Here is an 11,851-nt window from a genome sequence, read left to right on the forward strand (position 1 = left end):
TTAGTTCGTCAGGACGAGCTTCGCGCTGCCATAGATGCCGGCGTCGTTGCCGAGGGTGGCGAGCACGATGTCTGCCTTCTTCGTGAGGATCGGCGTGTAGTCTACATAGTGCTTCTTCACGAGATCGATCAGGTACTGACCGGCTCTGGAAACACCGCCGCCGATGACATAGATCTCCGGATCCGCCACCATGGAAATCGTGGCGAGGGCACGGCCGAGGTAGTACATACTGGTGTCGATGGTCTTCACCGCGAGCGGGTCACCGGCCTTCGCACAGTCGCAGACATCACGGGCACTCAGCGCATCGCCGAACGCACGCATCGTGGAGGCTTCGTCGCTCGCCGCGAGATTACGCTTTGCCTCGCGGACGATACCGGTCGCACTGGCCACCTGCTCGAGACAGCCATGGCCGCCGCAGTTGCAGGCCTCCTGCTCACCGTCACGCACCTGGATATGACCGATCTCTGCGCCGGCGCCATGGACGCCTGCGATGATCTGACCGTCGATGATCAGTCCGCCACCGACACCGGTGCCGAGGGTCACCATCACGAGATTTGCGTGGCCCTTACCGCCACCCTGCCACATTTCGCCGAGGGCGGCAACATTGGCATCGTTACCGACGGCACAGCGGATCCTTCCGCCCATGAGCTCCTGCATCTCCTTCGCCGGCCAGTGATCATGCCAGCCGAGGTTGACGCAGACGTGCACATAGCCGTTCGGCTCGACCGGACCCGGCACACCGATACCGATGCCCTCGATGTCCGTGCGCTCGATGCCCTTCTCACAGAGACGCTTCTTCAGCGCATCCGCAACATCCGGGAGGATATACTTTCCGTCCTCTTCCTTACGGGTCGGAACCTCCCACTTATCCATCAGAACACCGGTGAGTGTGAAGATACCGCACTTCACCGTCGTTCCGCCTACATCAACGCCTACACAATACTGATTCATATGAGCCCCCTCCTGCTACTTCAGCTTTACAGATTCCATCGCGCCAGCACTTCCGATGAGCAGATCGAGGCCCAGCGGATTCTTCATGCCATGCGCTACCCGCGCTCTGGAGATCGAGGTATCGATGTTGCCGCTGTACTTCAGTGTGCCGCTCATGTCGTAAAGCTGGAGCGTGGTATTATTATAAACCAGGACCCTGTCCTGATCGATATCGAAGTTTGTATAGTTCAGCTGGAACGGCGTCGAGAACACCGTCTGGCCGTTCAGCCGGTATACGGTCAGCATGTACGGATCCGCGGAGGTCTCCGAATCGCTGTTATCCGTGATGATGCCAATGTAGTCGTCCGCATAGGTAATCGCCTGGATCGTCTGCTCGATCTCGACCTTCTGGCTGAGCTCCGGACTCGTCAGCACCTTCGTACTGAAGAAGGCGATGCCGCCATCATAGAAGGCCTGTGCATGCGTATCATCCGAGAAATGCACCCGTCCGGCGAGATGTCCGCTGAAATCGTCGGTGAAGCCACCCACGACACGGTTACTGCCGGCATTCTGGCCGATCTCACTCAGATTATAGAAGATGACCTTGTTCTGGATCGTTCCATTCTCGATGGAGGCGAACGACGCGATCAGCTCCGTGCCATCCGGTGATACTGCGATGTCCACCGGATATCCGTCACCGTCGAGCACCGACTTGATGGAAATATCCAGCGCCGCACCCTCCTTCGAGAAGACGGTGATATAGCTCGCCTTCGAATCCTCGAGAAGTGCATAGGTGACGCCGGTGCCGGCCACTGAAATCTTCGTAATCGGTAGATTCGTCTCTGCCTGTCCGGTGGTACCGGTCTTATTCATGATATAGATCGCGGTCTTACCCTGATCGGCGATTGCACAGTAGTCTCCACTGATGGACACATACGGACTGTTCATCTCGTAGGACTGATTCCAGATGGTCTTCCCCGACGAATCGATATAGGTCGCACCATCGCGGGTCACCTTCAAGAAGCCGTCGCCGAAGATCTCATAGTCCTCATAGTCCGACTCGCTCACGCCGTTTTCACCGGTGAAGCTGTTTCGCCAGTTCTGCGAAAAGCCCGTATACGGCCGCTTCATCATATATACTGCACCCGCCACAAGCGCGCCGAGCACCAGTACGACGACGAGAAAAACGAGGAGGCGGCGACGACTACGTCTCCGCTTCCCCTTCTCCTCAGCCTGCTCCGCCTCCTGCTGCAGCAGCTCCTTCGTATCGACGACGCGACGGCGCAGCTCCTGTTTTCGATTTTCTCTCTCAATATCTGCCATGTTTTTAATATAAGCTGTGCGGATATACGCCCTGATCTACGAGCTCCTGTAAGGACTGCTGCACGGCTTCCTTATCCTCTGCATAGGTCACACCGAACCAGCGGTCATGATCCTCCAGCACCTTGACCGTCGCCTTACCCGCGAGCATCAGCTTCGAAATCTCCGCCGGAAGGAGGTACTCGCTCTTCATCTCCTGACCGTGCTCGTCGAGCCATGCCGGGAAGTTCTCGATGAGGACATCCAGGTACTTCTCCGGAAGACCGAACATGTTCATGGAAACGATCGCACCGGCATCGACCTCGACCGGATTTCCATCGCCATCCTTACCCATGAGCTTTCCATCCGCCTGCTTCGCGATGTCGTAGGTCTCGTCGATCTCGTGGAGATAGCCGCCCTCGCCCATCACACAGACACCACGGTTGACGGTGCCGTGATCGGACAGGGTGTTTCCCACGATGTAGCCGGCCATGCACATATCGAAGGCCGGTGCATCCTCATCCATCGTATTTACGAGGTAGTCATGAATCAGTTTGAAGCCCTCACGGCCATAGAAGTCGTCCGCGTTGATGACGGCGAACGGGCAGTCGATGAGATCCCGCACCTGGATCAGTGCATGCGCGGTGCCCCACGGCTTCTTTCTGCCCTCCGGTACACGGTAGCCCTCCGGCAGCTTGTCGATCTCCTGGAAGGCATACTTGCACTTCGCGATCTTCTCGACACGGTCGCCGATGATCTCACGGAAATCCTTCTCGATGTCCTTACGGATGATAAACACGATCTCGTCAAATCCGGCTTCCAGTGCATCGTGGATGGAATAATCCATGATGATCTCACCACTCGGTCCCAGCTTCGCCAGCTGCTTGATACCACCGCCGAAACGGGATCCCAGACCTGCCGCCATAATTACCAGTGCCGTTTTTTTCATTTTACTTTACTTCCTCTCTTTTATTGTAACAATTCAAGTCGGGGGGCCTGCCTGAACTGTAACTATTTATTAATATCCGAGCCACGCGCCGTCTGCGCCGACATGAAGACCATCCGGGGTGGTCGTGTTCGTCAGCATCGCCCCGAAGGTGCCGTCGTGCAGCTGGTTGAAGTAGTAGAACTTATCGTTGATCTTCCACCAGCCATGGAGCATCGCGCCGTAGGTCGCGCCCTCGGTCGTATTGAGCAGATACCAGCGGCCATCCACGCGCTGGAGGCCGGTCAGCATCGCGCCGTCTGAACCCATGAGGTACCAGTTGAGGCCGTCTGGACAGATCCAGCCGGTCAGGAACTGATTGCCGGCGATGTAGTACCACTTATTCATGTACTGCATCCACTGTCCGCTGCCCGTGCCGGTCACACCGGTCGGATTCAGGGTGCTCGCCGGACTGCCCTGCTGGAGGTTGAAGCCCGGACCGAAGACCTTTTCTGCGTTGTTCTTCACCTTAACGGTCGAGTTACTCGTCACGATCGCGTTGGAACGCGCGGTCGGGATCGAGAAGCTGTAATCGGATTCGGTCTTATCACCATCGACCGTCGCGTCATCACAGATGAACATGGACTTCGCGATGAAACCGCCGCCATCGCCGGAGGCCGCTGCCTGCACGGAGATGTGGTCGACCGAGCGGCCACCCGAGCTGTAGCTGGAGACATTGACCGCGTGCTTCGGACCGGTCACCGAGGTTTTATTCTCGTGATAATCACCGTCTGCGTCCGTCCAGTAGATGTAGACGTTATACTTCGTCGCGTACATCACCTTATCCCAGCTGATCTCGTCGCCGTTATGCTCGAAGCCGGTCGGATTCTTCAGTACGTAGAACGGGTAGGTGGTGCAGCGGAGGCGGATCGCGTTTTCGTTCCGGCTCAGCATCTCGACCTTCGTCGCGCCGAGGACCTCGACGGCACAGGTTTCGGTGAAGCTGTTGCCCGCCATCGGGTGAACCTCGATCGTGTAGGTGTAGGACTTGCCCGGCTTCGTGCGATCGCCGGAGGTGCTGTAATCATACACGAAGTAGAGATGATCGTAGGTCGCCGGCTCCTCACCGCTCGACATGTCGCCGGCGGTCATGCTGCTCTCCTCTTCCGGGGCCAGATCGATGCGGACCGTGCTGATCCCGGCTGCCAGGGCCGTCATCGCGCTCATCGCAGACAGCATCACACAGGCTGCCGCCGTCAGGAAAAACGTACGGAGTTTCATCCTCGCTGCTCCTTTCTTTTCTATATCATGAACCTTTTCGAAGGGTTCGTAAAGTGTCGATAATGTATCATCTTATTGTACCAAGTTATGCAGGGGTTTTCAATAAGAGGGCGGCTACTGTTCAGACAGGGGACCCGGAGGGGGGCAACGGAGGCACAGTACTCCGAGACCGGTTCAATCTAAGCCGGGGACCCTAAGCGGCACTAGGCCCTCTGCAATCGCTGAGTTTTCTTCATGAAAACTCAGCGTTGCTAGAGGGTGCTAAGGAAAAAAGTACCAAGTGCCGCTAAGGGGACCCGGCTTGATTTCACACGGTCTCTACGTATGGCCTCCGTTGCCGCCCCTCCGGGTCCCCCGCCTGCCTGAACTATTACAAAATCTTCAAATCAGTTGGCTTTAACGCCGCGTAGTGTTAAAATGCTATCTATGTATGTTTCCGCACAGGGCGGAGAGAAATCCAGGAGGACGATCATGCTGAATTTTGCAAGTGATTATACAGAGGGCTGTCATCCGAAGGTGCTGGAGGCACTGACACGGACGAATATGGAGCAGCTGACGGGCTACGGTACCGATATCTACAGTGACCGTGCGAAGGAGAAGATCCGTGCATTCATCGGACATCCGGAGGCGGAAATCTTTTTCCTGACCGGTGGCACGCAGACGAACCAGACGGTGATCGATACGACGCTTCGGATGTACGAGGGTGTGGTCGCTGTGCAGTCCGGTCATGTCAACTGTCATGAGGCGGGCGCCATCGAGTTCACGGGACACAAGGTCCTGGCGCTTCCGAGCCACGACGGCAAGATGGATGCCGCGGAGCTCGACCACATGGTGGCAGCGTTCTATGCGGACGGCGACCACGATCACATGGTGTTCCCGGGCATGGTCTACATCAGCCATCCAACGGAGTACGGCACGCTCTACCGGAAGGCGGAGCTCGAGGCGATCGCTGAGGTCTGCCGGAAGTGGAAGCTTCCGCTCTTCCTCGATGGCGCACGTCTCGGCTACGGACTCATGAGCCGTGACACCGACGTAACGATCGAAGACATTGCCCGACTCACGGATGTGTTCTACATCGGTGGCACGAAGGTCGGCGCACTCTGTGGCGAGGCTGTCGTGTATCCGCACGGCGGGGCACCGAAGCAGATGGTGACGATGATCAAGGAGCATGGCGCGTTGCTCGCGAAGGGCCGCCTCAACGCCGTGCAGTTCGACGCGCTGTTCACCGACCAGCTCTACACGGAGATTTCGGTCAATGCCATCGACCGCGCAGAGGAGCTCAAGGCGGTTTTCCGTGACCGCGGATACGCGTTTTTCCTGAACTCTCCGACGAACCAGCAGTTTGTGATCCTGCCGAAGACGACGCTCGAGGCGCTGAAGGCACGGGACGTCATCTGCACCCCATGGGAGCCGTACGGCGAGGATCAGATGGTCGTCCGTTTCTGCAGCTCCTGGGCGACCACGAGTGCACAGGTCGCTGCACTCGCTGAGATTCTCGACGAAGTGAAGAAATAAAAAAACCGGAAGGCACTGCACGGGTGTCTTCCGGTTTTAAATTTTACTTTCCGAGAATCGCGTCGCGAAGCGGTGCAGCGATCTTCTCGAGCTCAGCCTCGTCGGTGATCTTATTCATGTTCGGATCCATCGCGAAGGTGCCGCCCCACTCGAACTGATCCTTATACTTCGGAACGAGGTGCATGTGAAGATGGCAGCCCGTGTCGCCGTACATACCGTAGTTCAGCTTGTTCGGGTGGCATACCGCATGAATCGCATTGGCAACCGTTACGACATCCGCGATAAAAGCTGAGCGATCTGCCTCGCTGAGTTCCAGCATCTCGGATACGTGGTGCTTCGATGCCACGATGCATCTGCCCGGATGGCTCTGCTCCTTGAAAAGATAAACGGTGGAAGCCGGAAGCTCACAGATCTCATAACCGAACTTCTTTACCAGCTCGCCCTTTGCGCAGTATGCACAGTCTGGATGTTCCTTCGCCATATCTGCCATATCAAAATCCTCCTTTTTCATGCTCATGCTGTCGACCAGCACGCTTATGTTCATTCTCTACGATTATATCACCGATGGCGCAGTATGGAAAGCGCTTACAGAGTGATGTTGCAGACCATCCTTTTTATTCTGATAACTCTTTTAACACATCACAAAGCAGTTCAAAGCCGGTCTGTATATCCGCTGCAGCGGTGGCTTCTGCCGGATTATGACTGATACCTCCGATACTCGGCACGAAAATCATCGCGGTCGGGAAATGCTTTCCGAATACCATCGAGTCGTGACCTGCACCACTGTTCATATGCTTATATGCCAGTTGTTTTTCTTTACAGTGCCGTTCGATCACCTGAATCACGTTCGGATCCATCTGTGCGGACGCCAGGCAATGATTCTTGCTAAGCCGGGTCTTAAAGCCCTTGCGTTCGATGGATTCCAGCGCACGCTTCAGAATCACTTCATCCTGAAGCAGTGCCTCTTCGCTGCCATCGCGCATATCGATGCGCAGATCTACGTGATCTGCGATGACGTTCTGCATCCCAGGAAATACCTGCAGCATGCCATAGGTCAGGGTGGCGGAAGGGGCCTGCTCCATCATCTGACGGGTAGACTCTGTGATAAATTTCGCAGCAGCCACCACCGGATCGTGCCGTAAAGACATCGAGGTGGTACCTGCATGGTTCTGGCTTCCCTGAATGGTCAGCTCATAGTTAAAGATACCGACGATGCTGTCCACAATACCGATCTGCTTCTGCTCACTTTCAAGCACCGGTCCCTGTTCGATATGTAGCTCTACGATCGATTGAATATCATCACGTTTCGCGCTTTTCAGCGCTTCCGGCTGATACCCGGCAGATAACAGTGCTTCACGAAGTGTGACACCATCACGGCCGACTTCCTCAAGATCCTCCTCTTTCAGCGTGCCACAGATCGCACGGCTCCCCTGACAGCCAGAAGCGAAACGACTGCCCTCTTCCTCCATCAGACCGACCACTTCCAGGCTGTGCTTCGGAACGTAGCCCGACTGTTTGAGGTATCCCAGCGCGGCTACACCGGTCACAACGCCCAGTGCGCCATCATATTTTCCACCATTCTTTACAGTATCCAAGTGGGATCCCGTCAGTACGGTACCTGGCTCTGTCCCCGGAAGCCGCCCATACACGTTCCCGATCGCATCCTCTCTGTATTCCAGCCCCTGCTCTTCGATCCACTCACGCAGGATGTTCTTCGCGATTCTGTCTTCCGGAGTGTACGCTGCACGCCAGATCTCTCCGTCGATACGTGTCGCATCGGCCAGCTGACACAGCATCTCTTCTATTTTCAACCCAGCTTCGTTTCCCATCATAAATGTCACCTCATTTTCGAGAGCACTATCGAATAACCGTCAGATTTTGAATATGTGAATACTTTAATACTTTTCATCGTTTTTGCAAGAGAACCTGAACTATTACCGAATACCTAATAATATCGTAAGAATCGGTAAGCTTCTCTCTATAGCATTTTCCGTTCGGATTCGCTAACATAGAGATAGTGAACTTCGCGTGATACGTATCCCGAATCGTAGACGGCTTTTGCTGTCCATCGCAGGGGCTGGTGAAATCCGTTTTCACGAGTATATGACGTTCCCGGAAGTTTTTGGAGGGTGAATGTATGAGAAAGAGCATGAAGAAGTATCTGGCGGCGGTTGTGGCGATGAGCGCGCTGCTGCAGCTGACCGCGTATGCGGGGCCTGGTTTTTCGGCGAGCAGTTCGCGGGCGGCTGCGGCGGCTGCAAACGCGCAGTATGAGGCAGCGGCTCAGGCGGCAGCTCAGAAAGCAGCTCAGCAGAAGGCGCAGAATAGCAAGGGTACGGGCGCTTCCTCCATCGACATGAATTCGATCAATCAGGGCACCGTATCCCCGGCGGAGGCCATGGCCATCGGTCAGAAGCTCGCCACCGTGAACGGCATGAGTGTCACCTACCAGCTGCCAAACAATCAGACGGAGGTCCTCGACGGTCTGACGATCGCAACCTGGGTAAATGGCAGTCAGGGCCTGACCGTATCCGTCGATGCGGCGAAGGTGGCCGCCTATGTACAGGGGCTCCGGAATAAATATGATACCCCGGCCGGTACACAGACCTGGCAGAGTGCGGACGGCACGGCGAAGTCCATCAAGACGAATTATGGCTGGCACATCGATCAGGCGAAGGAAACCGAAGCCCTGATTGCAAACATTCAGAGCCTTCAGTCCGTGACCCGCGAACCGGTGTACGCCTCCCGCGCCGTGCAGACCGAGATGCCACAGTGGGGAAAGACCTTCGTGGAAATCGACATCTCCTCTCAGCATGTCTACTTCTATCAGAATGGCAACTGCGTCTGGGACAGCAAGTGCGTCACCGGTACCGCAACAGATCCGGACCGTGCCACCCCGACCGGTGTCTTCGCGCTGAAATACAAGCAGCGGGACCGTGTCCTCCGCGGACGCATCAATCCGCAGACCGGAAAGCCGAGCTATGAATCTCCGGTCGCCTACTGGATGCCGTTTAACGGCAACATCGGTCTCCATGATGCAAACTGGCGTTCCAGCTTCGGCGGAAACATCTACCTGAAGAGCGGAAGCCACGGCTGCATCAACCTGCCACCGAAGAACGCGAAGACGCTCTACGAGCTCATCACGCCAGGCACGGTCATCGTGGTATGTGACTGATGGAAGGTCGGAGACATTGACCTAAGCCAGCGTGTTTTCTGCTTTCAGAGCCCTATACAAAGATTTGAATCATCATTGCCAGAAAGGCCGGCCCATATCAACTAAGATTAGTTAAGCGGTCCGGCCTTACCTGTGCCTGGTCACGAGTGAACAGCAACCACGATGATCGATATTTTTATGCACATTCTTCAGGCTATAACTATTCGTAAATCATAGTGTGCTATACGGAATCTTATGAAGAATTCGTCTGCGATCATACTTATTTTTCCAGTATCTGCGGATCCAGAAGGAAGTCATAAATATTCACAGTCAGGATACCATACTCATCGTAATATGGCTGAACGATGTCTTTGGTAACAACGATTTTCTTGAAAGAATCATCAATCTTTCTAAACGGTCTGATTTCCTGAGTGCGCTTTGCTTCATCTGGCAGCGAGTATGCAGACTGGATATAGTATCTAAGCGAACCAAGATTGCATACAAAATCAACCTCAAGTTGTTTGCGAATAACTTTACCGTCCTGATCACGATCTGCAATGGGGATTACACCTACATCAACACTGTAACCACGCATACGAAGTTCATTATAAATTACGTTCTCCATAGAATGGGTTTGCTCAAACTGGCGAAAATTGATTCTTGCATTGCGAAGTCCAAGATCGGAAAAATAGTATTTCTTTGGAGTTTCGATATAATCCTTTCCTTTAATGTCATATCTTTGTGCTGATTCAATCAGGAAAGAATCCTCAAAACAATCCAGATATTTCTTAATGGTAGCGGAAGTAATTCTGGATTTCTTAACCGTCTTGAACGTATTCTTCAATTTTTCCGGATTGGTCAGCGAACCAATAGCAGAGGAAAGAATGTTCAAAAGATCTTCCAGTTCTCCAATGTTCTTCACTCGGTTACGCTTGATAATATCTCGAAGATAAATTTCATTGAACAGATTCTGTAATACAACTGCCTTCTCGTTTGCTCCCTCACGAAGAACAACCAGAGGGATACCGCCATATAACATATATTCAGATAATCCCATGTATTTATCACCGTTATAAATGGTCATAAACTCGGCAAAGCTCAGAGGATACATATGAACCTCGTCGCCACGACCGGCGAACTCGGTGGCAATGTCTTTGGACAGGAGCTTTGCATTACTTCCAGTCACAAATACATCCATATTATCTTTGCGCAGATAACCATTCAGAACAGCCTCAAAGCAATCCAACATCTGAATTTCATCAAGAAGCAGATAATACATTCCTTCGTCTACGACTTTGGAATGGATATATGCCATGAATTTTTCGGGTTCAACTCCACGCTTTTCCTTTTCAATCTGAATCAGGCTTTCGCCAATCAGATAAAGATCATCTGCTGAGTCAAAGGCAAAACGAATGATGTGGTCATCATCGACTCCGTTTTCCAGCAGGTGATGATAAAACAGATTATTCAATAAGTAGGATTTGCCACATCGACGAATACCAGTAATTACCTTAATCAGTCCATTGTTTTTTCTTTTTATCAACTTATCCAAATAAAAATCTCTGCGAATCTCCATATCAAAATCTCCTTACGAAAGATTTTTGCAACATGTTGCACTTTTCTATTTTATTATGTCCAGATAGACTTCAAAAATCAATATGGCAGTAAGAAATCAGAATAGATTTTTGTAACTTGTTGCATTTTTCTATTCTACAATCACATTATATGCTGATGAGATATCGTTCCGATCTGAAAAACCACAAAAGAAAATCCGGACAGGCTGTCCACAAACAACCTTCCGGATAAGAAAAAACAGTCAAAAATATAATTCAGATCAGCTCCAGCAGCCAGTCGGTGATGGTTTCGATGAGGGCGATGCGGCAGCTCTGGAAGCCATGGTCACCCGGGAGATAGACCTTCCGGTGGTTTGCGGCGGTGCCGAGCTTCTCGAGCTCGGTCCAGAGTGGCTCGATCATCTCCTGTACCGGTGCGACCTGATCGAGGATGCCGCCGATCATCAGAAGGTTTCGATCCTTCATGTCCTGTACAGCCTGGGTGAAGTGAAACGTCTCCCAGTGCGCCTCCGCATCCTGGAAAACACGATTCTGTTCTTCCTCTGTGTTGAGACGGAGAAGTCGGCCATCGGAGGATGCGATCATGTCCCGGAGGCTCTGCTCCTCATGCTTCGTGAAGGCATAGGCGAGGTCATAGGGTGCCATCATGATGGTACCCCGGATCCACGAAAGTGCCCGCGTCGCCTGGAGAACGGTGTTGCCGCCCATGCTGTGTCCGCAGAAGAAGATCCGCTCTGGATCTGCACCATAGCGCTCTGCGCCCTCGCTCGCCGCATACTTCGCGAGCGTGATGGCATCCGTGACGCAGCCGGAGATCGCATAGCTGCCCTCGGAGTTCCAGGCTCCGCGGTGATTCATGCGCATCACGAGGAAGCCGGCACGGCAGAGCGCCTGGGCGAGGTCGTCGCTCGAGACGATGCCCGGAAAACCGTGCACGAGCAGCACGGTCGGCAGCGGACGTTCATAGATCTCACCGGGCACATAGATCTCACCATACAGCTCGGCACCCTCTACGAAGATGTCCAGTGTGTCGACATAGGAAATTCGCTTCGCGGGATCGGCACTGTAGTCCGGATCCCGAAACAGATAGTCTCGATTCTGATACATGAGAAAATCCCTTTCTATACTTTACGCATGGGCCCGTCCAGCTTCGGCGGCCTACCTCTGGCTACT

10 protein-coding genes are annotated in these 11,851 nt (G+C 53.6%); 2 read left to right on the forward strand and 8 right to left on the reverse strand.

Annotated elements, in window-relative coordinates; all coding sequences use genetic code 11:
- The 4 genes from ACTQ52_RS03325 to ACTQ52_RS03340 form a co-directional block, all read right to left on the reverse strand.
- Positions 1–951 carry an ROK family glucokinase gene (locus tag ACTQ52_RS03325; RefSeq protein ID WP_441981800.1) on the reverse strand — a complete coding sequence of 317 codons (951 nt, stop codon included), beginning with the start codon at positions 949–951 and terminating at the stop codon, positions 1–3.
- Positions 952–966: 15 nt separating this feature from the next.
- A complete protein-coding gene (locus tag ACTQ52_RS03330) occupies positions 967–2,253 on the reverse strand; it encodes a DUF5711 family protein (protein WP_441981801.1) in 1,287 nt (428 codons plus the stop codon).
- 4 nt (positions 2,254–2,257) lie between these two features.
- Positions 2,258–3,178: a sugar phosphate nucleotidyltransferase gene (locus tag ACTQ52_RS03335; protein ID WP_441981802.1), complete on the reverse strand. Its 921-nt coding sequence runs from the start codon at positions 3,176–3,178 to the stop codon at positions 2,258–2,260.
- Between the two features lie 69 nt (positions 3,179–3,247).
- Positions 3,248–4,435 (reverse strand): hypothetical protein, encoded by a 1,188-nt coding sequence (locus ACTQ52_RS03340; protein ID WP_441227196.1) that lies wholly within the window; start codon positions 4,433–4,435, stop codon positions 3,248–3,250.
- A gap of 471 nt (positions 4,436–4,906) precedes the next feature.
- Here ACTQ52_RS03340 and ACTQ52_RS03345 point away from each other — a divergent pair, with 471 nt between their 5' ends.
- Positions 4,907–5,950 carry a threonine aldolase family protein gene (locus tag ACTQ52_RS03345; RefSeq protein ID WP_410043283.1) on the forward strand — a complete coding sequence of 348 codons (1,044 nt, stop codon included), beginning with the start codon at positions 4,907–4,909 and terminating at the stop codon, positions 5,948–5,950.
- A gap of 43 nt (positions 5,951–5,993) precedes the next feature.
- On the opposite strand, the gene ACTQ52_RS03350 is transcribed toward ACTQ52_RS03345, so the two are convergent.
- Together ACTQ52_RS03350 and ACTQ52_RS03355 are read right to left on the reverse strand one after the other, a co-directional pair.
- The gene (locus ACTQ52_RS03350) at positions 5,994–6,440 is read right to left on the reverse strand and encodes an HIT family protein (protein WP_441981803.1); all 447 of its coding nucleotides are present in this window, start codon (positions 6,438–6,440) and stop codon (positions 5,994–5,996) included.
- Between the two features lie 124 nt (positions 6,441–6,564).
- Positions 6,565–7,782 (reverse strand): M20 family metallo-hydrolase, encoded by a 1,218-nt coding sequence (locus ACTQ52_RS03355; RefSeq protein WP_441981804.1) that lies wholly within the window; start codon positions 7,780–7,782, stop codon positions 6,565–6,567.
- A gap of 305 nt (positions 7,783–8,087) precedes the next feature.
- On the opposite strand from ACTQ52_RS03355, the gene ACTQ52_RS03360 reads away from it, so the two are divergent.
- Positions 8,088–9,125 (forward strand): L,D-transpeptidase family protein, encoded by a 1,038-nt coding sequence (locus tag ACTQ52_RS03360; RefSeq protein WP_441981805.1) that lies wholly within the window; start codon positions 8,088–8,090, stop codon positions 9,123–9,125.
- 259 nt (positions 9,126–9,384) lie between these two features.
- Here ACTQ52_RS03360 and ACTQ52_RS03365 read toward each other — a convergent pair whose 3' ends face one another.
- On the reverse strand, positions 9,385–10,680 hold the full coding sequence (locus ACTQ52_RS03365; protein ID WP_410043294.1) for an ATP-binding protein: 1,296 nt from the start codon (positions 10,678–10,680) through the stop codon (positions 9,385–9,387).
- A 253-nt stretch (positions 10,681–10,933) separates the two neighbouring features.
- The gene (locus ACTQ52_RS03370) at positions 10,934–11,785 is read right to left on the reverse strand and encodes an alpha/beta hydrolase family protein (protein ID WP_441981806.1); all 852 of its coding nucleotides are present in this window, start codon (positions 11,783–11,785) and stop codon (positions 10,934–10,936) included.
- Between the last annotated feature and the right edge of the window lie 66 nt (positions 11,786–11,851).

The sequence above is a fragment of the Oribacterium sp. Sow4_G1_1 genome, from assembly GCF_052116105.1.
Lineage (GTDB): Bacteria > Bacillota > Clostridia > Lachnospirales > Lachnospiraceae > Oribacterium.